Origin of the sequence: Yersinia canariae (assembly GCF_009831415.1) — a bacterium.
Classification (GTDB): Bacteria; Pseudomonadota; Gammaproteobacteria; order Enterobacterales; family Enterobacteriaceae; genus Yersinia; species Yersinia canariae.
The window spans coordinates 2891602-2917086 of the sequence record NZ_CP043727.1 but is presented as its reverse complement, the minus strand read 5'-3'; the positions used below and the strand labels follow the sequence as shown (position 1 = coordinate 2917086).

The following is a 25485-nucleotide window of genomic DNA, read 5'->3' as shown; positions in this document are numbered from 1 at the left end:
GGCCCGACATATTTATACCCGAGGGCGAGCTAATGTCTTAGCCGGTGTAGACACCAAAGACTCTAGGCAACCACAGCGATATTTCTGGAATATACGTCACTAGCATCAGGACCAAGAACAGTGCGCCATAGAACGGCAGCATTGCTTTCACAACCTGCTCAATTTTCTGTTTACTCACCGCACTGGCGACAAATAACACTGAGCCTACCGGGGGAGTAATCAAGCCAATCCCCAGATTAATCAGCATAATCATGCCGAAATGCACCGGGTCAATGCCTAATGAATTGGTAACCGGCATCAATACCGGCGTCAATATCAAAATCAACGGTGCCATATCCATTAAGGTGCCTATCAGCAACAACATGATATTGATACACATCAGAATGACGTATTTATTATCAGAAACCGAGGTAAAGAACTCAGTGATACGCTCGGGTAATTGCATGTAAGTCATGATTGCGCCAAAACTGGCCGCAAAGCCTATCAAAATCATTACGATAGTGACGGTTTTTACTGTGCGGTACATCAACTTGGGCAATTCTGACCATTTATAATCACGATAAATAAACATGGTCACAAAAAATGACCACAAACAGGCAATAGCGGCTGATTCAGTAGCAGTAAATATCCCGGAAAGGATCCCGCCCATGATGATGACCACCGTCATCAGCCCCCATAATGTGTCGACAAAGATTTTAAGTGCTTGACGGAAAGGGACGCGTTCACCTTTGGGGTAACCCCGTTTATACGCAAAGCCGACACACATTAGCATCAGGGTGAAACTCAGTAACAGGCCGGGTAGGATCCCGGCAATAAACAGCGCCGCAATGGAGACTGTACCGCCGGTTGCTAATGAATAAATCACTGAATTATGACTCGGGGGAGTCAATATTGCTTGTACTGAGCCACTGGCGGTCACGGCGGCGGCAAAATCACGGGGATAACCTTTTTTATCCATTTCCGGGATCATCACTGAGCCAATTGAGGCGGTATCTGCCACTGATGACCCTGAAATTGCTCCGAAAAAAGTTGAGGCGACGATATTGACCAGTGACAGACCACCACGGATAAATCCAACGAAGATATAGGCGAAACTCACCAGCCGTCGCGCTATTCCCCCTTCGGCCATAATGGCACCTGCCAGAATAAAGAATGGAATCGCTAATAATGAGAACTTGTTTACGCCACTGGTAATTTGAATCATTACCGCTTCCAGAGGTAAATCAATCCAAAATGCGCCAGCAATAGCACTCAAGCCGACGGCATAGGCGACGGGCACTCCGATAGCTAACAAAATTGCCAAGGTAAAAACTAAAATAAATGCGTCCATAAGGCAAAGTTCCCCAAATTATGAATTGCCAATCATGACTACCGGGCGGTGGGTTTGCGGGCCAAAAAATAGGCGCTCGATAATAAACAGCAAGGTAATAGCGGAGCCGACAGGTAGAGGAATATAGGTTTGACCAGCAGTCAGTAATGGGAACTCAGCCACGGGTTGTGACCAAAGTTCGCTGCATAAAATGTAGCTGTAAACCAAAATAAACAGGCTTATTAATATCATCAGCAAATCCACCAATATCAGGCAGACTTTTTTACCTGTTTCAGACAACCGGTCGGTGACCATACTGACGGCAATATGTGAGCCGGAGCGATAACTGGCCGCAGCGCCAACAAAGGTAAATGTCACCATGCATAAAATAGCCACAGGTTCGGGCCAGGATAAACCATCGTTTAGTACATAACGGGCGAATATCCCCATAGGAATAACCGCAACCATAATAATTAAAGCAATACCAGCTACCCAGATAGACAGGCGATATAAAACATCCATCGTTGATAGATAAGAGCGAGCCATAGCGGAGACCTCAGAATATAGGCGGTATTCGAATAGCGTCATACCGCCAAAAGAGTATTATTGAACAGCACTGATTTGCTGGATGAGGTCTTGGTAATCTTTGCCAAATTCATCACGAACGGGCTGAGTGGCTTTGTAATAAGAGTCATGATCAATTTCATGATATTGCACGCCACCAGCTTTCATTTTGTCATGAGATTGCTGTACATAGGCTTGCCATAATACTCGCTGTTCTGCCTGTGCTTCTTTTGCCAGTTTCAGAATGGTTTGCTGATCTTCAGGAGATAATTTATCCCACTTGGTTTTAGAATAAAGGAACAATTCGGGAATAATAAAATGGCCGCTCAAGGTGTAATTTTTGACAACCGGCAGATAGTTATGCGCGATAAAAGTGGGCTCGTTATTTTCGGTGCCATCAATAACGCCAGTTTGCATACCACTGAACACTTCACTGACACCCATGCTAAGTGAGTTTGCGCCCATTGCTTTGAGTGTTGCTAGCGCAATAGGACTACCTTGTACACGGATTTTCATACCTTTAAGATCTTCAGGTTTAATGACCGGCTGTTTCGTTATCAGATTACGAGTACCGGCATCCATCCACCCGAGGAACACCAATTTGGAGTTTTTATTGTTAGTGATTTTATCGCCTATTTCTTGGCCGATTTTACCATCAAGTACTTTATGCAAGTGATCTTCATCGCGGAACATATAGGGCAGAGTAAAGACACTGATCTCAGGTAAAATAGATGCAACGGGTGTCATAGAAACACGAATAATATCAATTGCCCCCATTTGAGCCTGTTCTATCATTTGTTTTTCATCACCCAATACCCCACCAGGAAAAGTTTTAATTTCCAGTCGACCATCAGTGGCTGTCTTCAGTTTGTCGCCCATATTTTTAACCGCGACAACATTAGGATAATCTTTAGGGTGAACATCAGCGGCTTTAATTTGTTGAGCGGAGGCTATTTGGCTAAATAAAATGGCAGAAATTGCCAGGCAGAGTGTTGGCAGTGGCTTAGGAAATTTCATTCGACGGTCTCCAGAAGTCATTAAAATAATAGATAAAAGTACAATATTTCTAATAGTGGAATAGTTATATAAAAGGGTTATTCCTTTATCCCTATGGTATTCAACCTAGCTGTTTACATGTGCTTTTAAATTGACCATCGTCACAGAAAAAGAAACGTCAGGAACTGCGTTTCAATAATTGTGAAGTAGCATTTCATATGAAATAAATTCAAGACAGTGGGAAGTGAATGACATTTTTTTAGGCTATTCAAAAGGTACAACTTGAAGTGGCTAACGTTTTACATCAAATGGCCGGGTTCTGATATTGTGACAATGAGGGTTAACTACTACTATATCCGTCATACTTCAAGTTGCAGGTGCGTTGGTTGCCTTTGTTCAACCCAGTCAATTACTTGCGTAAGCTCTCGGGGATTGTTCAGTTGCTGCCTTTCTGCAATTCGAATTATTTAGGGCATAAAGTGCCATAAATCAACATGATTAGGATAACGTGTGACATCGGTATTTCTCCGTAATTTTACCTTTACCGCATTACCAGCCGCCGGTTTGAATAACCAACCCTTGTTTCACGGGCTTTTGGCTAAATGTGATTTTGATGTGAATGAATATCGGGATGAGTTGTTTGCCGTGTATGGCATTTCGTTTCCGGGCAGTTTGCAAAAAGCTGTTGCTAAACGGCGTGCTGAATATCTGGCCGGGCGCTTCGTTGCCAGACAAGTTCTCAATATGTTGGAAGTTCGCGATTATTCTTTGGTAAATGGTATCGACCGCGCACCAATGTGGCCAACCGGGCTGATTGGTAGTATCAGCCATAATACTCAACGTGCGTTGTGCAGCGCACAAATAATAACACCGGCCAATGAGCTTTCTGATGCCAGCCGCCGCCATGGCATTGGTCTGGATATAGAAAGCTTAATTCCTGTTGAAAGAGCGGTCAACCTATGGCCGGGTATTCTCAGTGAAGAAGAATTTTACTGCTTCCAGGATGGCCCATTACCATTCAACCAATTGCTGACATTGGCTTTCTCCGCCAAAGAGAGTTTATTTAAAGCGGTATACCCACAACTTGGGCGCTATTTTGATTTTCTTGAGGCGAAGTTACTACGCTATTCGCTCGACACCGGACGTTTTGAATTGCAACTGTTACGGGAATTAAGTGAAGACTTCCCAACCGGGCGTTGTTTTACAGGATGTTTCACATTAAATGAACATGACATTCAAACATTTATTGCTTACTAATTATGATGTTATCGTTCAGGGCTAAAACTTTTGATATTTTTATGTTGGAAAGTTTAATAGGAATAGACTAAATATTTAGCTACCGAAAATATTTATTGATAGGACATCATGAAATATATAGTGCTATTAGTTTTCATCTTATGTGTAGCCTATGTGCATTTTCGTGGGAAGGTTCGTTATAAATTCTGGCGTCAACTCTCAGACCACTCAACATTCGTTTCGCCAATTAATGCCTTTATGTATTTATTTTCACGAGTGCCTACTACGCCCTATTTAAAGCAGGACCTTTTCCCGGAACTTACTGTGCTACGAGATAATTGGTTAAAAATCAGGGAGGAAGGAAAAGCGTTAATGGAAATCCAGCAAATAAAAGCATCGGATAAATATAATGATGCCGGTTTTAACTCTTTTTTTAAAACAGGTTGGAAGCGATTTTATTTGAAATGGTATGAAGATAGCCACCCATCGGCAATGACGTTGTGCCCCCACACGACCACATTATTACAGGGACTACCTTCAGTAAAAGCGGCAATGTTTGCCGAGTTACCAGACGGCAGCCGTTTACCTCGTCACCGTGATCCTTATGCGGGTTCTTTGCGCTATCACCTTGGTTTAATTACCCCGAATGATGATCGCTGCTTTATTGATGTAGATGGGACCACCTACAGTTGGCGTGATGGTGAGGGAATATTGTTTGATGAAACTTATATTCACTATGCTGAAAATCAGAGCGGGCAGGACCGGCTTATTTTGTTTTGCGATATTGAACGCCCAATGCGCTATCGCTGGGCACAGTGGGTTAATCATTGGTTAGGGCGCAACCTGATGAGTGCCGCTACTGCACCCAATGACGAGGGGGATCGGACTGGGGGTGTTAATCGAATCTTTAAATATATCTATGCGGTACGTAAGGTGGGAAAACGCCTAAAAGCTTGGAATCGCAGAATATATTATCTTATCAAGTGGCTCTTATTTGGTGGCATTGCCGCCCTGATTTTTTATGCGCTGTAATGCCCTTAAAACAAAATCACCCAATAGCCCACTTAAGCTTCTTTAAGTGGGTTTTTCTCTGTTATTCATGGTATTGCGCCCGTTATTCCCGCCTTACAGGGTGCTATCTACGATATGATTTCCGGCGGTAGGAACTTAGGGAAAGACAAAACGAACTCTTTACCATTTATAGGGAAGGGCAGCATGTGTACTATTGAGTCAATATTTGGGCCAGTTTCTTTATGCCTTCAATGATTTCTAAGGGTGAATGTGCTGCAAAACCTAACAGAATGGCCTGGTTTTTGGGCTTTGTTTGGCAGTATCGTGAAAGGGGTTGTGCGCCCAAACCCGCTTTACGGCATTGCTCAATCATGTAAGATTCCTGAGTTTCTTTCGATAACCAACAGACAATGTGAATACCTGAATCCGAAGGTTCCGCGAAAATAATTTCTGGCAGATATAATTGTATGGCTTCAATCATAACTTGTTGGCGTTCATGGCATGCTTTTCTCACCCGCCTGACGTGACGTGCATAATGTCCCTCAGAAATGAATGTGGCAAGGATAGTTTGTTCTAAATAAGCTGTCCGTGTATCGGCGTAATATTTGGCAATTTTAAACGACTCCACGAGACTTTCTGGAATAACGAGAAAGCCTAAATGAAATCCTGGGAACATCATTTTAGAGAATGAGCCTGCATATATAACTCGCTGTTGTTTATCTAATCCTTGAAGCGCTTGTATCGGTTGGGCTTTATATCTGAATTCACTGTTATAATCATCTTCGAAAATCCACATGTTATTTTCAGATGCCCAGTCAAGTAGCGCAATCCTTCTGGACAAACTTAATGTTCCGCCAAGAGGAAATTGATGGGATGGCGAAGTGAAAATCATTTTTGCATGTGGCCAGTGCTTGATTGCATAGGAAATATCCATGCCATTCTCATCACTGATAACAGGGCAGATTTTGGCTCCCATGGAAGTAAATGCGCCTAAAGCGCCATCATATCCCGGTTCATCTAACCAAACTTCATCCCCTTTTTGCAAAAGAACTTGTGCGGCAAGATTTATTGCTTGTTGGGTTCCATTGACAATAAGTATCTGTTCATCAGTGCAATTCAAGCCGCGTGTGGTGCGAACGTATTCACTAATAGCCAACCTTAATGGTTTAAATCCCAAAGTTTCATTGAGCTTCCAGTCTTGGTGGCGAAACTGACGCCAGGTTCGCCCTAATAGTCGCCCCCAAAGTTCATGTGGGAATAAATCTATACAACCGATCCCAATATTAAATTTCATATTATTTCCGGAATATGGTGAGGTCATATCCCATATTTTTTTCATTATCTTCATATGAGGGTTAATATTGGGGGCGCTATTTTTATTACTCATGTTTTTATGAGGTGATATAGATTTAATTTGAATCACTTCATCAGGAATGGTCGAGGTGACATAAGTTCCGGAGCCTTTTTTTGTGATGAGATAACCTTCATCAATGAGGCGTTCTAAACCAGATAAAATAGAGTTTCTTGAAATTGACATCATTTCAGAAAGTGTTCTGCTGGAGGGGAGTTTTCTCCCTGCTTTAAGCTGGCCATTCAGTATCAGTTCTTTTATCGCCAAATAAAACTGCTCTTTAATTTTTCCTTTTTTAAGCAATAAGCTTGGGAAGCTGGCAGCGTTTTTTTTCATTATTAAAGTGGACCCATGAAAAAGTTAAAAAGCGTACCTTATATGATACCACTATAAGGGTTACTCTTTCGCCTCCAAATTCGTGAAATTCTAATAAGGTGATTGATATGACTGATGAAAACTTGAAAATCTCAGTGGTGCCCGTACAAGAAGAAGATTACTCTAAATGGTTACCTTACTGGTTGAATTATCAACAGTTTTATGAGGTTCAGTTGCCTGAAGAGACGACAATTGAAACATGGAAGCGTTTTTTAGATACAGATAACGACATGTATTGTGCAGTAGCCAAAAAAGGGCAGACAATTCTCGGATTCGTTCACTATGTTTTTCATGGTTCAACATGGTCTGTAAATGATTTCTGTTATTTAGAAGATCTGTTTGTTGCCCAAAACAGCCGGGGTAAGAATATAGGAAAACATCTTATTGAGTATGTTAAACAAAAGGCTAATGAGCGCCAATGTGGACGATTATACTGGCATACACAGGAAAAAAATTTAACAGCGCAGCGGCTTTATGACTGGATAGCAGAGAAGCCGGGTGTCATAGAATATAGATTACCCCTCTAAGCTTCATTTCCTGAGTATTCAATTAACGAGTCATTAATATAAATATGCCAGCGGAGGGACACGATATTTTTGGCCTGTTCCCCGTTGATTATTACACCCCAATGTTAGTAGTGGATGTTCATCGCTCTGGGGCGTAATAATGCAGCGAGATTATCTCACGCGTTTCATTGAATCCTGCTTTCCTGGGTTACATTGCTCTTTTGTACCCGGAAGATAAAATTTCCCCGCGGCATCCGGGTCCGTTCCTCCGGGGCAACCTGGGCGAGCGGGAGCATTATCTGAACTGTCTGCGTTCGAACCATTCCCGCCATCGGCACCGTTTCCTCCATCTCCGCCATTACCTCCGTTACCGCCATTTGCGGCATTCACTGAAAAAGCGAGTAACATGAAAAAACAGACAAAAAAATGCTTAACCATAGTTATATCTCCATTATTTAACAGCATGGTAATATCAATAAAACGATAAACCTTTTCAATCTCTTGCTATATGTTGCTTTGAGTCGTAGTTCAAGAGTTCATCACGGCTTTGAACCGGAAGACAAATGCTGCTGGTTTGCCAGCGTTCCTCTATCGACCACCAGAAGTGGCTTCAAATGGTGAGCGGATGTCGCCCTTAATGCGCCTTTTGGATAGTTATAAATCCCAAAAATCAAGGGTCATTGTTGCATGGCACCCACCAAAAGCTGCCACAGGGCTTTACGACGTCTATCCGCCGCCTCTGGTGTTGCATACAGTAACTCGACATGCACGCTGTCGATGATACCTAGATAAGCATCTGCCAATTCAATCTCATAGCGAGTTGACAAGTGATTTAGCCCGTCATTGAAGCGTGACTTAATTTTCGCGAGAAAAGACTCATATCCCTCAGCAACCTGCTGTTGCAATCCCTCGGGTGGGATGAAAGCTGTGCGTATCAGCAACCGAAGATAGCTGGACTGCTGATAACGCTCGGAAACACGCGCAAGGTAGCGTTCTCCGCAGATTGTATCTGAATCAAAACATTCGTTCACGAAGGCACTTTCACTTGCGATTGCTTCATTGAATGCGTGTATAAAGAGCTCATCTTTATTTTTGAAGTGGGAATAGATTGTTGCCTTTTTAATTCCCACTGATTCAGCCACGGCATTTAATGAACCTGTATCAAACCCTTTATCTGCAAAATACAGTACAGCTGCATCAGAGATTTTTTGCGCAGCAGGTGAAATCGCCATATGAAAGTGCCTCCACGAATTTAGTGACTGGAAACGTATTCTACATCATTTCTGGCCCACCGAATGCTGAGGGCCGTAAGCAGCACAACAACAATTCCGAAGAGAGCAAGGAAGCCAAGCCAGTGCGCGCTACCATGTTCCGATAAATACCCTGCAACAGGTGTTGCCGCAGCGGAGAGAATCAGTTGCAGTGCACCTAAAACGGCAGCCGCCGAACCCAGCGCCGTTTTCTGCGTAGACATAGTCATCGACATCAGCGTAGCCTCCGCAATGCCCAGGCCAAACATCGCCAGGAACATCCCTGCGACAATGCCCGGCAAGCCAATGCCACTTGTTCCCGACAAACCCGCAATTACCGCACCCGCGGCCATCGCCACTACACCGCGCAGTGCAACGGATGGCACACTGAGGTGCGTCACCCAGCGACCCGCGCTGACTGCGCCAATTAACACCGCCATGCCGGTACCGCCAAATACCAGACCAAACTTATCAGGCGAAAGCGCGTAATGCGTCTGGTAAACCAGTGAAGCGCCACCGATATAAATGAACAGAAAAAAGAAAGCAGCAGAGAGCGACATGGCGGGTAGCATAAAGTCGCGGTCAGTTATCAGGCGCAAATACGTTTTGATGATAAGCGCAGGCTTAAGCGGCTGGCGCTGCGCCATTGGTAAGCTTTCTGGGAGCAAAAACCAGCTGTTGATAAAGGCGATAAGGCCCATAAGTGCCAGCACCAGCATTACCGCTTCCCAACCTGCATACGCATCAATATAACCCCCCAGGGCAGGCGCGAGTACGGGTGCCAGACCTTCAATAGTCATCAGAAGTGCGAAAAGTTTTGCCGCTTCGGTGCCGGATGCGAGATCACGCACCATGCTAATTGCCACAACCAGAGTCATTGATGCAGCCAGCCCTTGAAAGAATCGCGCATAAAGCAATGTGTTAAAAGTATCAGCTTGCGACGCCCAAATAGAGCAGACTATAAATAAGAGGATGGCCGACAAAAGCGGTTTACGTCGGCCGATAGCATCAATGATGGGGCCAGATATCAGTTGGCCTAACCCCATAGCCATAAGAAACACGGTAAGAGTGAGCTGGATCTGAGTAGCCGATGCTCCCAGCTCTCTTGCCATATCTGGTAACGAGGCCAGATACATATCAATCGCTGAAGGCCCCAGTACGGTTATCAAGGCAAGCGATGCCGAAAGCCGGAGGAATGAGTTTTGCATGATGATTTCCACAACAATAAAAAGCCACAATACTACGACCGACCGGTTGGTCGCAAATAAAATCATATGCTTTATCGCCGTTAATGCCGCTTAAATACGCACCGAATTGCCACAGTTTTGGTAGACATCTGGCGTTCAACTACATCCGCTGTACTTTGTTGGCCGTGTTTTCGCATATCGGTTTATATGAATTATGATTGTCATGGAACACTCACTCTGGATGGCTGGATATGGCCGGGATTTATTTCTGAAATTAATCTCAACCAACGAGCGGAATACAGTTAACTAGCGCGGATAAACAGATACAGGGTGTCCGTGATGTGCGCGCCATACGGATGGCAATTGAAACACCCGCTAAGACGTAAACAGGAGTTATGATGAACAGAGAGACATTATTCAGGTACGCTCGGGAACATTTTAACTCTGAGCCGGAATATCTGTGGAGTAAGCTGCCGGGTTATGCCGTGCTTCGCCATCACGACGGAAAAAAATGGTTCGCTATCGTGATGAACGTGCCCGGCACAAAGCTCGGCCTGAAGACGGATGATGAGGTGGAGGTGCTCGAAGTTAAAGTCAGGCCTGAATATATCGGCTCATTACGCCAAAAAGACGGCATTTTACCTGCTTATCATATGAACAAAGAGCACTGGGTCAGTGTGCTTCTTTCCGGGCCATTATCTCCAACGGAAATACATGAACTGCTCTCGGACAGCCATGAATTGACGCACTGATAATTTATAAAAAAGAGACACCGCAGGAGGCTTATCCTGCCGAAACGATAAAGCAAAAAGCCCGCTTAGTTTCCTAAGCGGGCTTTTCTAATTTGGCTCCTCTGACTGGGATCGCCTTTGCCATTAAGTGGCTAATAAATAAGCTAGCTCAGAATCCTCCTCCTGTCAAGACCACCAGATTGACCACCTTTTAGTAGCTTAAATGCGAGGTCTGAAGTGTGAGATATGAGTTTGAATCTTTAGACTAAAGAGTATTATGCTCGTTCTATTTGGAGCATTTCTTACCTGAGACTTGCTCCAGTTGTCAAAAAAATAAAGAATGTTACTGCTCTATGCCATCATCCCAAGCTATAATGTTTGCCTATGATTTCTAGAGAGAATTTACTGTCTATATGGGCAGGTAATCTTGAGGTTGATAGTGATTAAGTTAGGATGGCGATGCCCAGTATGATTATATGAACAATATTTTTGAAAGAGAGCATAACAACATCCAAGTTCTTTCACTGTTTTCTGGCGGTGGTGGTATGGATTTTGGTATTGAATCTGCCGGAGGTCAGGTTGTTTTCGCAAATGATATTGTTGAAAACGCTTGTAAGACTTTAGAGAAGTATTTTCCAGAATCAGAAGTCAGGCTTGGCGATATATCAAATATCCAAAATTTTCCACATGTTGATGTCGTTGTTGGCGGCTACCCTTGCCAATCGTTTTCGATGGCTGGTAATAGGAAACCGGAGAGCGATACTCGAACGAATCTTTATAGGCAATTTTTGCGTGTATTAAATATTGTTCGCCCCAAATATTTTGTTGCAGAGAATGTGTCGGGGTTGCAGCAACTTGGTGCAGGTAGCTTTTTAGAACAACAACTTACAGCATACCAGCAAGCTGGATATCAGGTTAGTTATCATCTGGTTAATGCCAGGGAATATGGTGTTCCACAATCACGTAAGCGTTTATTTATTGTCGGTGTTAGAAACGATTTAGGGCAATGTTTTGAATTCCCCCCTGCAACACACGGTAAGCCAAGTCTGAAGAATCCTCACCTAAAGCCTTATGCATCACATGGTGATGCTATCTGTGATTTGCCTTTATGGCCTGAAGGAGAGTTCTATGAACGCCCTCATGATCCTGAAGGCCATTTTTCATGGTATTTCATGTCGAGGAATCGTAAGGCAAAGTGGGATAGCCCAGCTTATACAGTGGTAGCTAACTGGCGACATGTCACATTGCACCCAGCAAGCCCAGTCATGAAATTAACATGGTCAAACCTTGAGGATGGCTGGAAACAGCGCTGGGACTTTTCTGATGAATATGAACATATAGTAGTTGATGATACTCGCCCTAGATTGGAACAGGCCAGACGTTTGTCATGGCGAGAATGTGCCCGCATACAATCGTTTCGTCACGATTATGAACCGGTGGGGGATATTGATGCCAAATTTACCCAAATAGGTAATGCGGTTCCCCCTATGTTAGCTGAGGTTCTGTTTAGCCACCTTTTTTCAGGCTCAGGTTTGAAGAATCTTTCGATAAAAAGCAGGTGATGCGATGGGCGACTTATTTCCGGTTACTCTAGATGAGTGGAATGCAGCCCTGGTCAAAGATATTTTTTTTGATCCTTCTTGTGTCGGGTTAACATTGAGTCGAATTGATGCTACCGGGCGAATTTTTGATAAATTAAAAGGTTCGCGTAGCAAAAGGGAAGCTAAAAATAGTTTTTTGAAAGCATTTGGCAATAGCTCTGATGAGATACAAAATCATTTTAGAGATGAATTAAGGCTTGATATATTAGCAGGGATAAACGGTGTTCCTCCTCATTTTGCTGTCTTATATTTAACGTTACTCGCAGCTAGTGCTGACGATGATACTCATGACGAAGGTGATTTCCGTGTCAGGTTTTCCCTTCTATTGGGTTTCACTAAAGATAAAAAATTTATCTTTAGTGAACTTCCAAAAATGTGGGAGCGTTTAGAAAGATGGAGCCATAATAACAAAGAATGCGCGTGCCTACTTTTGCCTGATCCTCAACGAGAAAGATTAATAGGTTATTCTAAACGACTTTCCTTCCCTTCTTACAAAGATGATTTATTACTAAGGCGTATACTGTCCAATAAAGAATTAGATAGTCATTCAACATTTGAAGAAGTTAGCCAAGCTATTCATCAAAGGATAAATTCTTTTAGCCTAATATTCATTAGTGAATTTAGTCAGTTTAGAGACCTGCTATTAAAATCTTCATCGGTACAGGCTTACAATAGCCCATTTTGGGGAGCTGTTCGAGACATCACAAGACATGATGAAAACCAAAAAATAGCAGAGAATGGTAGATTTTGTATACAACTAGATTCTGCTGATGTGTGGAATCCAGAAATCTATCTACTGATGGATCAGAAAGGTACGGATGTGTTTTCTGAACAAGAGGTATATACATTACCACAGCAGACAAGTATTTATACTAAGGGCTACTATCAATCTAATATTGATAATATGTTGATACACATTTCGACATTATCACAAAAACAAAATAAAGGGCTTTATCAATCGAGAATAGGAATGGCATTGCAGGTGGGATGCCTGCCATTGTTTCAGGATGACTCAGGCTATATTAGCTCTGACGGTCATTATTTTGATAATGGTCCGGTTTGTCTGGTGATAAATAGTCGTTATGTGAAAAGCATTGTTGTGGCGTGTAAGAATATTAATTTAAGATTTAGTTCGTTGGGGATTAATTCAGAACGTGATAAATGGAATATTCTCGTTTTTGACGCAGTAAGCCGGCAAGCACTGTCTACCTTAAGGAATGCACTTCCTAAAAATGCTCAACGTTTTTTGATACACAGTTGGATGCCTGCAAGGCCCCATCTTACTGGTGGAGCCAGATTTGGACAGGCGGTATTACTTAATCCAGCAAGTACTCCGTTTATTCGCATGGAAGGTGCAAACAGCGGAAGGTTCGTAATTAACGATTCTGTAGGTAATGAACTTGCTACAGGCGAACTTTCGGTTAGTGATGAAGGGCTATTTATTTCACCGGAGAAATTGGTTTCCATTCACGGGCAAACACTATGTCGCTATCTATTAGCAGTAGACCAACAAATTACTCCTCTGATTTATGATGTTCATGTATTAGACCACGCTCCTGATGCGCTTTATCGACGGTTAAAAGAACCTGGTAATTGGTTAGTTGATGGTCCTTTGGGTGTTTTAGTGTCACTTGATGATGTTGCTCGTAACGAGTTTAATTCTGAATTTGTGAATAAACAGAAGCTAACTCCTTTGGGGGGAGAGTGGTCATTATGGCAACAACATGAATCACCTCCTGCAGAACGTGAATCTACTGGCTTGCATTCTCTTCCTGTGGCACTTGATTGGTTAACTGAAGCGCTGGCACTACGTTTTCAAAGGCGTAGCACGCTGCCTTTTGATGAACTGAATAAACATCTCATACCCGTTTCCAAAGCTATAGGTATTCCCGCTTGGCGACTACGTCGAATGCTATTTATGTCTGGTTTTCTTTCTGTGGCTGAAAGTCGGTATACACCTTATCCCTTAGTAATACGGACACCCCGTACAATCTCCGTATTTGACGAGAAAGTGGGCACAGTAGCTCGTATTAGTGGAATGATGACAAAAAGTGAACGCAATCAACTACAATGCGTGCTGGCAGATAATGAGAAGATTAAAAGGTGGTCATTAGAAGGCCATGATCTTGCCATAGGCTGTATTGAGCTAAATTTATCGAGCGTTGAGCGTGCAGAGTTGCTGGTTAAACAGTTTGGTTTGCGGTTTATTACCAAAGCAGATTTTTCTGTCAGTCCATTAGGTGGTGTGATTTTACCAATCACTCAGATAGAAAGTATTCCATCGTTACCCGTCAATATAAATGTGTCGACTTGGCTGGAAGAGAAAAAGGATTGGTCTGAAGAGTCAACATTAATTGACCACAGCAGTAATACTTTCATACGTTCTCGGGAGAAACAGCGCAATCGCTATTTTATTACTAGTCAAAATGGCTACTGGCAGACTAATAGTTTTGCCTGGGGATTGATGGCTCAGGCTATTTTTTCAAAGAAAACATTGGGTTCTCAGAGCCATAACGGCGATCTTTTTTGGTCAAAAAACCTAATAACGTTGCCGCTTTCTCTCACACAATGGTGGTTACATTTCGCTGGTGGTTGTCTTTCCATTGGCGATGACGGCCAGATTTTATTTGTTGGCGGCGGAGCTTCGATTTGGGGAAATATAAATCCTTCAGAAGCTACTACGCAAGAGTATGACGACCGGGCGATTGTTCGCCGCTCGCGGGCGCTAAAATTACGTAGAAGCCGATAATACTAACAGCACGAAAAATTTTTACTTGGTTGTTAGATTCACAACGAATTTATTGAGTTGGCATGTAAAGGAGTTCAATCAGGATGGCTAAAAAACAACAATTTACTAAAGTACGCTTGAGCCAAATGTATTGCTATGGTTTAGAATCTCACGAGCGAATCAACTGCCTGAAAGAGTGTAAGCAGAAACTTATTATGGCGGGTGCTAAAGCGGATAACTTACCTAAAACGCTATCTCAACAACTACATTTTTTAACTGAGTTACAACCTAAAGCTCAGATTGTTATCCAGACATGGCTTCGAGCTAACACACAGTTTTCTGAACGAGTTGATCCCAATAAAATTCTTAATGACATCCTGTTAAAAGAAAAAAATGGTAACGACATAGAATCATCAAAGCTATTGTGGCGCGATATTTTAGGATTTTATATTTCTCAGCCATGTCCTGAAATCATTGAGCGATTCCTCAATGACGAGCCGGTATTGTCACCCCATGATGATGTCGAAGAAGACTCAGAGAATCTGCCTGAGCATCAAAGCATCAATGTGACGGAAGATGATCTGGAACAATGCTTACTAATCAGCCAAGGTCTCGATGCATCATCCGATCGTATATTTCCGATGTTTGTAGCTGCTCTTGTTGATACGCTTAATGGTAAGCAAGAGGCAGCCAGCGCATGGAAGGAAAAGCTATCCACACATGCTTTCCCTATGGCGCAGAAATTTGAAAGTATTATCTCGGAATTTGAGTTTGCTCATAACCAGAAAGAAGCTAATGGCGTTGAAGTTTTATCGGCAGAGTTTATTGCAACAGAGGATATGGATGATTATGTCATCGACAGCGTAGCTTTTGTCGGTGCCGTTACCAAATTGCTTCCTAATGATGCTTTCTTCGTTTCACCTATTGCCTTGTTTATTAATGATAAAGTTTGGTCGCTTTCTGAAGAACAAGCGAAAATTATGTATCCCCATCGTGGTGAAGTTGTTGGGTTTATAAACAATTACACCAAAATTTTCACTCAGGGAGAGTTAGGGATATGGCAGGTAGAACATCGGCCGTCTGACAAAAATGCGCAATACGTACTGGCTGACTACCAATCGCGTGTATACCTCGTCGTCAGAGTCCCCCACTTATCCAGTGACCCTGACTCTGTCAGAGAGTGGTTGTTAACTCAGTATCAACCACAGGATGAATCTCCTGCTATTTTTTTGCTGGATGATGGGGTAGCGTTAAGACTTCCCGGCGATTTTTCTGATCCTAAAAAATATAACTTCGATGTACCACTCGATAGCTACAGAAAATTGGCCTATATTGAATTACATTCACAGAAAGCAACCATTGTGACTCGACTTCCTGTAGCCAGCGAAAAATACGATTGTGCGCCCGCTGGTACATGGATAAAACGTCTGATAAAGCGAAATCATTCATCAACGAACTTCCCTGTATTTAATAAATCACATTTACAAAATTTAACTCATTTCATTGCTGAGTATGAGCCAGAGAGTAGTGCCTATCACCGTGCCTTGACTCATCTCGAACAGATTGCTGATTCAAGAGAGCTGTTGGACGATATGGTCCAACAACTGCTGAAATTGCCCGTAATAGATGCTCAAATTAATGTAGAGAAGAACGCGATTCTGGCTGAGTATGAAAGTGAACAGGAACAATTAAAACAGGCTATTTCTTCTCTGGTTGACAAGAAAGCACAGCTTGAAGTGGAAATTGATAAACAGAAAAAACACTTAAAAAATGAAACAGAGAAATCAAAAAAAGCGCTTCGCCAGCAGGAACTTGAACTGGATTCACGTATCAGACAAACTTTCGAAAATGCATCACAAGCCGGTGTCGAAACACTAGCACAAGCGGCCTTATTGCGTGCACTGATCGCTGATGTAACGGTGCCAGTTTCTCAACCCGAGTTAACAGTTAAACCTGAATCCGCCATTGTAGCAGCATTATCTATACCGCAGACAGAACCGTATCTATCGCCAATAGCAACTGAGATAACCAGTAAAAGGCAGCTATTGACAGTGATGGAAAAACAGGCAGCTGCAACAGGGCTAAGTGAAACCTTATTATCAGGCATTGTCGCTGCTGCGAATGTAACACCTATTGTTGGATTATTGGGAAAACACACTAAAAAAGCGCTTTCTGCTATAGCGAATGTTTTTTCGGGCGGAGTTCGAGGGGAAGTTTCTATCCACGGTGATCTGTTTAGCATCGGTGATTTAATGAAATCTCCGGTTTTAATCAGAAGTGCGGAAAACACATGCTCCATGACTCTGGGGGATTTTTTGCTGCACCAGCAAGATAATGGATTGGCTACGGTGGTGGAGTTACGTGGATTTAACCGTACGCCACCAGAGACATTGTTACCTGAGTTGAGTGACTGCCTGCTCAGTGACGAACAAGCATCCGGATTTTGCTGGATGGATCAACATCAGACACTGCGCCATCTTTCAATCAGCCAACCTATACTATTTGTGTTGACGTTTGCTGTTGGTAAAAGCACGTTCCCATTACAGGGACCTACTGCTCACAGATTGCCAATGTTTCTGGCCGAAAGCATCTGGGGTGATGAACAACCCGCCAATAATACTACTGACATCGCACCCACCTATGTAACATCAGTATTATGGCAATCGCTTTATACAAGTATCCGTGAATCTAATACTCATCATTTTAATGAACAGCAAACCCTACAAACGATACTGAAATCTTTCCATTATTCTGATGAAAAATCACAGGCGATTACCAAGCTGGCGTTTGAATCTGGGCGTAGTACATCAGAGAAAATCGTTTCAGATATTAAGCCACTAGCGCCAACACTAACGAATTATGCTCGGGAAATTACGCAGGGCGAGGCTGCTGCGGTACTTGATTGCCTGTTTCAGTCATAAGGAAGGGACATATTATGAACAACCCATTAGAAACGTTTGAATCAATAAGGGATTTTTACATCGCTTATCTTGAGACGGCCTTCCGTATTGGTTCTCCTGCCATTCAGGCGTATCGCCGAGAATTACTTGAAAAGCAAGGGACGTTATGTGCGGATCTATTTCTGGAACCGATGCCAAGATATAAGGATTATAATTTAACCATTAGTGATCTACGGGATGCCTCTAAAGGGGATAAATGGCTGCCGGGGTTTACCGTTCAGCAAAGGGCTGCGTTTATCGATCTATGTCTGGGTGGACTTTTGCCACGCGATCCCAAGGATGCGACCAAAGGGCATTTTAAACTTTATACCCATCAATTAGAAATGTTACAACGAGGTGTGCAACCTGGTATGCCCGGTATTGTTACTTCAGGAACGGGCTCTGGTAAAACAGAATCCTTCTTGCTACCTGTTCTGGCACAAATTGCCAAAGAGGCAAGTCAATGGTCGCAAAGTTCTGCACTTAAAAGTTGGCAACCATGGTGGCGTGAACCAAATGCCCAACCAACCTTTATGCGAGATCGAGAAGCTCCTGCTTCTGGGAGGCCAAAAGCTGTGCGAGCATTAATCCTCTATCCGATGAATGCGCTGGTAGAAGATCAATTAGTGCGTATGCGCAGGGCTCTCGATTCTGATGAAGCTCATGAGGTAATGGATTCCCATTTTGGTGGCAATCGTATTTTCTTTGGTCGTTATACCAGTGCCACCAAAGTGACTGGGTGGTTGGATCATCCTCGACAGGGTAATGAGCCAAAAGAGAAAAAACGTGCCGCAGGTAAAGTTGCTGAATTACGTGAATATATGCAATTTGCTGAAAAGACCCATAAAGAGGCGGTGCATCAAGGGAACCTCGATAAGGATGATAATCTACAGTTCAATTTCCCTAGGCCAGGCGGAGGTGAAGTGCTTAGCCGCTGGGAAATGCAAAAGATGCCACCAGATATCCTCATTACCAACACCAGCATGCTTTCAACTATGCTGGTGCGTGAAATTGACGATCCTATCTTTGATCAGACCCAACTATGGATTAAACGCGATCCGAACGCCTACTTTTACCTTGTGCTCGATGAACTGCATCTCCAGCGCGGCACGGCAGGCACTGAAGTCAGCTATTTGCTTAAACATTTGATCAACCGTCTGGGGTTAGATCAACCACAACATCGACACAAATTACGAATTCTGGCTTCGAGTGCTTCACTCCCAGTGAGTGGTCAGGAAGGTAATCAAAGTATTGACTATCTATGGGGCATGTTTGGGCAACGCGGATTACCAATGAATGCCAGCTCGAAGGACTGGAGGGCTTGCATTGTTGATGGAAAACTCGAGGAACTGGTTGATATATCGTGTTTTTGTGGCGATCTTCCTGCGTTTTGTCAGGCGGTTGAGAAACTAAAGTCACCGGAGGCATCTGTAATATGGTGCGACATAGCGCGTAGTCTGGGATGCTACCGCGATGGTGTTGCTATAGAAGAATTGGCGCAGCATACGGTCTTATTGGCTGCCAGAATGCTGGAAAAAGGATGTATTGATGATAACAAATCTCTACGTGCAACCGCTATCAACGCACTGGCAGGCAATCTATTTGGGGAGCATCCTGATGCGCGTAGGGGTGTCAGTGCGCTAATCTTGATACGGACGACGGTTGATAGTTGGCAGCAGTGGTTTGCACATCCTTTTCCTGATCACATCGTACTACCGCGTTTCCGTGCCCATGCATTTTTACGCGCATTGGAAGGATTATATGTTGCTCCGCTGCCATCACCGCCACAAGCAGATAAAGACGAAAGAAACCAATGGTTATTTGCCGACATGACTGTCGAATCCGGCTTCCGCTATGGTAATCGTCGGTATGGTGATAAGCGATCGCGGTGTGTGGAATTACTCTATTGTGAATGCTGCGCTACGCTATTTCTGGGAGGTAAACCTTCCGCTTTCTCCGCGATAGATAGCCGTCGTATAGAACTATTACCCAACGATCCTGATACCGAAAAACTTCCGGAACATGCTAAATCGGTCATGATTGAGCGGCGCTCAGCAGAAGAGTATGCCTTATTTATGCCAACCATAGATAGATTCTGGCCTTTGGGTAAAGAAAAACTTGCGGATAGTGACTCTTTTGGTCAGTGGCAAGAAGCAAGCTATGATCCGTTCACTGCAACTATTCAACCTATATCGCCCGTAAAACCCTTAGCTGAAACTGATATTCCAGGCTGGTTCTATTATGTAAAACCAGGTGACTTTTCCTCCCCGAAAAGAGATCAATCGTCTAATCAGTCCCCTGGATCCTCGCTACCTTTTCAGTGCCCCGCATGTGAAACCTCGTACAAATATGGTAAAGGAAAACAGTCACCTATTCGTGGATTCCGAGTTGGTTTTGCGAAAACCACACAGTTACTCGCCAGTACATTAATGACGGAGCTACAACGTTCCGGCGATCAGGAACGGTTGGTCACTTTTTCCGACAGTCGACAGGATGCGGCCAAAGCGGCGCTCGATCTTGAATCTGGGCATCATGATGATATCCGGAGGGAGATCCTTGTCTATTCACTACAAGATCTAGCCGTAGGCTCATGCTCGTATGAAAAACTGCAAGAACAATTATCTGGGCTAGTTAAGCGCAGAAAGGAATTAGTCAATAAAGAGGTTGCCGGCGGTTTGACGCCAGAAGAAGATCAGGAGCTTGAGCATTTTTTTCGTGAGAGGCGCATGCTGGAAGAGAAATTGGAGCTGCCACTGGCCGACAGTATTTCACTGGGTGAAATACTGGAACCCTCAGCGCCTGAATCGGGTAAGCGGCTTAACCGACTGCTGGCTAAATTGGTTGAAGCTGGTATTCACCCGACCGATCGGACGGGGATCACTGCTGTTCCTGACCCGGCAAATCACCATGAAGATATCACCACTTTTGTGTGGCAGCAGTTATTTAGTCGAGACCCTCAAGGGGAATGGTGCTGGAAGGCGCATCCTTCTTATGAAGACGATCTGGATGTTGCGCGCAAAGAGATCTCGTGGGATTTGAGAAAACTGGCGGGTGAAAGCGTGTTCAGTAAAACGTATTTCTCGCTGGAAGAGGCCGGATGGGGCTATCCTTGTCTTCCAATTTCTGGCAACTATACACGGCAACAACTGGCAATATTTGACGCTATGCTACGTGTACAGGCCGATGCCTACCGTGTAAAACCATCACAATACACAACCAAAGAAACACTCTGGCATTCCACTGATGATGTTTCTCCAAATAGCCGGTTACACCGTTTTGCCAGCCGGGTTTGCCAACACTCTGGTGGCGACCATACTTCTATAATCGATAAATTTCTTGCGCTGCTTGAGCTAGTGGGTCATCAAGGCGGCATTATTGATATTGGTAAAGTACACTTCCGCTTGACCGATCCTGCCGATAGTTTCTGGCGTTGCGATAAGTGCGGGCGTGTCCACTTACATTTGGGGGCAAAAATTTGTACCCGCTGCCATGCTCCGTTGCCTGAAATACCGTCCGGCGAAGCTGGAATGTTGCAAAAACAAAACTATCTCGGAAAACGCATTTCATACTCATCCGGCATCCGTCGTATGCGTTCTGAAGAACTTACCGGCATGACAGGAAACCCAGCGGCAAGATTACGCCGTTTCAAAGGTATTTTGATTGCAGATGATGATGATATTTTACCAACAGGTCTGAAAGACTTCGAACCTGACCAGGATCTGGACAGATTGGCCCGCGTTGTTGATGTGCTTTCTGTCACAACCACTATGGAAGTTGGCGTTGATATCGGTGATTTACGTGCCGTTTTTCAGGCCAACATGCCACCACAGCGTTTTAACTACCAGCAGCGTGTTGGTCGTGCTGGACGACGTGGGCAGGCTTTTGCTTTCGTTTTGACTGCATGTCGTAGCAAAAGCCATGATCTGTTTTACTTCCGCCATCCAGAAAAAATAACTGGCGACCTTCCACCACCGCCTTTCTTAACCACCAAGCTGGAAATGATCTGCCAGCGACTGGTACGCAAAGTCTGGTTGGTGGCTGCGTTCAAATGGTTAAGACAGAACTCAATTAATTCACACCAGTCATGGCCTGTGGATGAACACAGGCAAAAACCCGATAACCACGGCGAGTTTTTTCAAGTTGACTGGCTAAAAGACTATTGGATCGACTGGCTACCACGTATCCGTCAGGCATTAACAGCAACGATGAGAGATCGTGATGAATTTGCCCATGTCTGCATGCCGGATGATCAATCCTTCTATCAAAACATTGTACGATTACTGACCCCCGACAAGCTGATACAAGATATTGATGCAGCGCTAAACGACGATGCGATGGCAGGTAAAGGGCTGGCAGAGGCATTGGCTGAGCGAGGGCAATTCCCGATGTATGGCATGCCAACTCGCACGCGTCTGTTACATACCAGGGCCATTACTACTAATGAAAATGATATCCAATTTGCTAGCATGGATCGCGATCTGGACATTGCGATACAAGAATTTGCGCCGAGAAAATATTTGGTACAGGACAAACGGCGCTACTTAACGGCAGGCTATGCTGGGATGCTTCGGCAACGCTATCCTAAATCTATAGAATTTGATTCTAACGTGAATGAACTGGGTGAAGGTCGAACGATGACGGCCTGTCCAGTGTGTCATGTCTGGACTCCAATCAATCATACGATCCGCGAATGCACCTCTTGCGGTGCGGTGATAGATGATGTTGAGCAGTACCAATGTTATGTACCTTATGGGTTTCTTACCTCACTGGAGGATAAATCTGTCAAAGAGGACCTCGAGCAAACCCTGACCAATGCCAGCCGAGTTTCTATTGCTGAGGCATACTCATTTTCTTCTGGGGCAGAGTTTGATGCTAATGTTGCTATTCAACTTGAATCTCAAATCTGTCTTCACCGTCTTAATCGCGGCACTTATGCTGATGAACGGTGGAGCGGTTTCAATGCGCTACAGGGAAACTTACGAGTTCCCTTTAGAAAGGAGGGGGTGTATCAGTCATTAACGGCAAATCGCGTTTGGGTTGATAGCCAATTGCTTGAGACTGATCCTTTATTGAAAAGACGGTTCACACCTTTGCAGGAAAGTAGAACTTCTTTTTATCTTGCCGCACCTAAAGTGACGGACTTGTTGGCTCTGATGGTGGTTAACACCCCTGTTGGTCTTCAGTTACAGACGCCAGCATTCCGGGCCGCAGCGCTCTCTGCTGCATTTATTATTGTTAACTATGCTTCAAAAGAGTTGTTTGATATTGATCCTGAAGAAATCGAAATTCTGGAGCCGCGAGTCCAACGATTAGCGGACGGAAGGCTGGCATCGATACTGCAAATGGCCGATCGTCTGGTTAATGGTTCCGGATTATGCGAGCGTCTACAACAGAAAGGAACATCCGGTACGCCTATAATTCTTGAGGTAATGAAAGCTATTGTCAGCAACAAAAATGGCTTCCCGCTAAAAGAGTTTCTGGACAATGATCATCCGAAAAAATGTATTCAGGCGTGTTATCACTGCCTGCACCGATATGGTAATCAGGCTTATCACGGGTTGCTTGATTGGCGACTTGGGCTGGATGTTATTCAACTGCTACTGGATAAAAATTATGATGCTGGATTGAATGGTGATTTCTCAGCTCCAGGTATCGCTGACTGGCGAGAAAATGCCGTGAGTTTAGCCGAAGAGGCGGCATCACTCTTTAATAGTGAAATTAGAGTGGTAGGCCATATTCCGTTGATTAACATTGGCCCACAACGCTGGGTTGCGGTGACCCATCCATTCTGGAGCGTGGATGGAGTTTTTACTGCTAACCCTGAACTTGAAAGGTTATTCCTTGAGTGGCAACTGGAGAAAAAAACGATCAGTACTTTTGATCTATCTCGTCGTATGGGGGCTGTTATGACCAAGCTAAGAAACCCTGACGGTAATAAGGAGGATTGAGAGCGATATGAATGCTATAACACTTACGCGTACTCGTCCGGCGATCCCGTCTAAGCTAGGAGTGTTTATTGCATGCCCAGCGAGATACTTACTGGAGAGTGAACTACATACTACCCACCAGGTATCATTACATCCTCGGACGATTCTCGGAAGTGTTGTACATTGGTTGGCGAATACATCGCAAAAGGATTTAGATGGTACGCCAGCCTCATTTGTTGAGCTGTTAGAGAGTTCCTTCATTAGTGCATTGAGTAATACTAAACGGGCAGGGCCCATTACTGAATGGGTTCTTCAACGTTACGGCATTTCAGGAATAATATCCCGTCAGATGCTGCTTGAACAAGTTCGCTATGCTAAATCGATAACTAAACCTTTTGCTGAGCGAGGAAAATACTCGCCAATCAGGCTCGAAAAGCAAGAAGGCATAATTCCTTTTGGCAGAGAAAAACTACTTACCAGCTCCAAGTTCAATATGATTGGAAGAGCAGATCTGATTTATCAAACAGACTCGGGGTCGATACGGGTCGTAGATTTCAAAACCGGCAACGTATTGGATGAAACAAACCAGCCGAAAGACCATTACTTTCTGCAAATTGCGGCATATGGAATGATGGTGAAAGAACAGATTCCTGATGTTGATATCGAATTAGAGCTGGCAGGTGCTTCTGACCGCTGGTTGGGACATCTGGATACAATCCAGAATGACCGACTTATCCATATTCTTAGTAGATTGAACAATACATTACCGTTGAATAAGACTTTTTATGCCGAAGCTCTTGTACAAACTGGAAAACATTGCGTTACATGTATAAGTCGTTGCTTATGCCCTGTTTATCGTGAAAAGCTACAGCAACACTTGCAGCAACATCAGTTTGGACCTGTGTTTTCTGGCTATGATATTATCGGGCAGTTACTGGACGTTGAGGAGTGGGATGGCTTAATCACTCTTCGAGTTCAGCTTGCTAATGGTTTTACAATAAAGGTATTTCGAATCCCCTCGCAGATTTTTCCTGAGTCAGAAAGGATAGTCGGGCGTCTTTTATCAATGTATGGTTTAAGTCACTTAGGTCGAAGCGTAGAAGGAAGTTTTCCTCGAAATTTTTATGTGATTGATACACAAGATCCAAAAAGATCGGCATTTCAGTTTTACTTGCATTGTGAATAAAGTAGGAATTTAAAATCTATGAAAAGTCAATGTGAATTGGCAAAAATGGAACAGAGTTAGGAGCGGTTGTTTTGAGTGCGGACTAATTATTACCATAATGAAAATTGAAGATGTTGATAATTATTTTAACAAACATGAATTTTTATGGAATTTCAGTTGGATTATACTCTTGAACAAAAAATAAAAATCAAAGAGCTTATATTAAGTAGAATTCCTTCTTCTTTAGAGAAATTCGGTCAGTACATATCCTCTTCAACTAGAAATATCTTCAAATCAACGTTCATTCGTTTTCAAAATGATAGTGGAGTTAGAGGTGAGGATGCTAATGTTGATATCGAGTTTGTCCTTGATACAGATTATATATATGAGGTGCGTTTATCTCTTTATGAAAAACCAAGAGAAATTAACCGATATACTTTAAAGTATTTTGCTCACAGTATAATTCAGGATGTCATCGCTAGCGACCATAATGTGGAGTTAAAAAAATACACAGTCAGAACATATCAAGGTGTTGTTATGCAATTGAAGATGTTATTTTTATTAATTTCGAAAATAAATTTCTTATAAAGCCTCAATCTTGGCCAACTA

17 protein-coding genes are annotated in these 25485 nt (G+C 43.5%); 10 read left to right on the top strand and 7 right to left on the bottom strand.

What is annotated here, in order from left to right:
* Positions 1-37: 37 nt before the first annotated feature.
* The 3 genes from F0T03_RS13465 to F0T03_RS13455 are packed head-to-tail and all read right to left on the bottom strand — an operon-like array spanning position 38 to position 2890.
* Positions 38-1330 carry a TRAP transporter large permease gene (locus F0T03_RS13465; RefSeq protein WP_145556402.1) on the bottom strand — a complete coding sequence of 431 codons (1293 nt, stop codon included), beginning with the start codon at positions 1328-1330 and terminating at the stop codon, positions 38-40.
* Between the two features lie 18 nt (positions 1331-1348).
* A complete protein-coding gene (locus F0T03_RS13460) occupies positions 1349-1855 on the bottom strand; it encodes a TRAP transporter small permease (protein ID WP_159678905.1) in 507 nt (168 codons plus the stop codon).
* Positions 1856-1912: 57 nt separating this feature from the next.
* A complete protein-coding gene (locus tag F0T03_RS13455; RefSeq protein ID WP_145556400.1) occupies positions 1913-2890 on the bottom strand; it encodes a TRAP transporter substrate-binding protein in 978 nt (325 codons plus the stop codon).
* A gap of 489 nt (positions 2891-3379) precedes the next feature.
* Here F0T03_RS13455 and F0T03_RS13450 point away from each other — a divergent pair, with 489 nt between their 5' ends.
* Both F0T03_RS13450 and lpxO read left to right on the top strand, forming a co-directional pair.
* Complete coding sequence (locus F0T03_RS13450; RefSeq protein ID WP_145556399.1) at positions 3380-4126, top strand: 4'-phosphopantetheinyl transferase family protein; 747 nt, start codon at positions 3380-3382, stop codon at positions 4124-4126.
* Between the two features lie 108 nt (positions 4127-4234).
* On the top strand, positions 4235-5137 hold the full coding sequence (gene lpxO / locus F0T03_RS13445) for a lipid A hydroxylase LpxO (protein WP_159678903.1): 903 nt from the start codon (positions 4235-4237) through the stop codon (positions 5135-5137).
* Between the two features lie 190 nt (positions 5138-5327).
* Here lpxO and pdxR read toward each other — a convergent pair whose 3' ends face one another.
* Positions 5328-6803 carry a MocR-like pyridoxine biosynthesis transcription factor PdxR gene (pdxR, locus tag F0T03_RS13440; RefSeq protein ID WP_159678901.1) on the bottom strand — a complete coding sequence of 492 codons (1476 nt, stop codon included), beginning with the start codon at positions 6801-6803 and terminating at the stop codon, positions 5328-5330.
* 107 nt (positions 6804-6910) lie between these two features.
* Between pdxR and F0T03_RS13435 the strand changes: the two genes are divergently transcribed.
* Positions 6911-7369 (top strand): GNAT family N-acetyltransferase, encoded by a 459-nt coding sequence (locus F0T03_RS13435; protein WP_145556396.1) that lies wholly within the window; start codon positions 6911-6913, stop codon positions 7367-7369.
* 150 nt (positions 7370-7519) lie between these two features.
* Here the strand turns inward: F0T03_RS13435 and F0T03_RS13430 are convergent, their stop codons facing one another.
* From F0T03_RS13430 to F0T03_RS13420, 3 genes are all read right to left on the bottom strand, one after another.
* Entirely contained in the window at positions 7520-7786 is a 267-nt protein-coding gene (locus F0T03_RS13430) for a hypothetical protein (protein ID WP_159678899.1), read from the bottom strand.
* A 239-nt stretch (positions 7787-8025) separates the two neighbouring features.
* Positions 8026-8580: a TetR/AcrR family transcriptional regulator gene (locus tag F0T03_RS13425; RefSeq protein WP_145556394.1), complete on the bottom strand. Its 555-nt coding sequence runs from the start codon at positions 8578-8580 to the stop codon at positions 8026-8028.
* 20 nt (positions 8581-8600) lie between these two features.
* The gene (locus F0T03_RS13420; protein WP_159678897.1) at positions 8601-9806 is read right to left on the bottom strand and encodes a multidrug effflux MFS transporter; all 1206 of its coding nucleotides are present in this window, start codon (positions 9804-9806) and stop codon (positions 8601-8603) included.
* Between the two features lie 377 nt (positions 9807-10183).
* Between F0T03_RS13420 and F0T03_RS13415 the strand changes: the two genes are divergently transcribed.
* The 7 genes from F0T03_RS13415 (at position 10184) to F0T03_RS13385 (ending at position 25464) form a co-directional block, all read left to right on the top strand.
* Complete coding sequence (locus tag F0T03_RS13415; protein WP_159680879.1) at positions 10184-10537, top strand: MmcQ/YjbR family DNA-binding protein; 354 nt, start codon at positions 10184-10186, stop codon at positions 10535-10537.
* Between the two features lie 455 nt (positions 10538-10992).
* Positions 10993-12078 carry a DNA cytosine methyltransferase gene (locus tag F0T03_RS13410; RefSeq protein WP_159678895.1) on the top strand — a complete coding sequence of 362 codons (1086 nt, stop codon included), beginning with the start codon at positions 10993-10995 and terminating at the stop codon, positions 12076-12078.
* A 4-nt stretch (positions 12079-12082) separates the two neighbouring features.
* Positions 12083-14866 carry a hypothetical protein gene (locus F0T03_RS13405; protein ID WP_159678893.1) on the top strand — a complete coding sequence of 928 codons (2784 nt, stop codon included), beginning with the start codon at positions 12083-12085 and terminating at the stop codon, positions 14864-14866.
* Between the two features lie 83 nt (positions 14867-14949).
* Positions 14950-17766 (top strand): kinetochore protein, encoded by a 2817-nt coding sequence (locus F0T03_RS13400; RefSeq protein ID WP_167515577.1) that lies wholly within the window; start codon positions 14950-14952, stop codon positions 17764-17766.
* Positions 17767-17780: 14 nt separating this feature from the next.
* A complete protein-coding gene (locus tag F0T03_RS13395) occupies positions 17781-23732 on the top strand; it encodes a DEAD/DEAH box helicase (protein ID WP_159678891.1) in 5952 nt (1983 codons plus the stop codon).
* 7 nt (positions 23733-23739) lie between these two features.
* Positions 23740-24897, top strand: a complete 1158-nt coding sequence (locus F0T03_RS13390; RefSeq protein ID WP_159678889.1) for a PD-(D/E)XK nuclease family protein — start codon at positions 23740-23742, stop codon at positions 24895-24897.
* A gap of 144 nt (positions 24898-25041) precedes the next feature.
* The gene (locus tag F0T03_RS13385) at positions 25042-25464 is read left to right on the top strand and encodes a hypothetical protein (RefSeq protein ID WP_159678887.1); all 423 of its coding nucleotides are present in this window, start codon (positions 25042-25044) and stop codon (positions 25462-25464) included.
* The last annotated feature ends 21 nt before the right edge of the window (positions 25465-25485 follow it).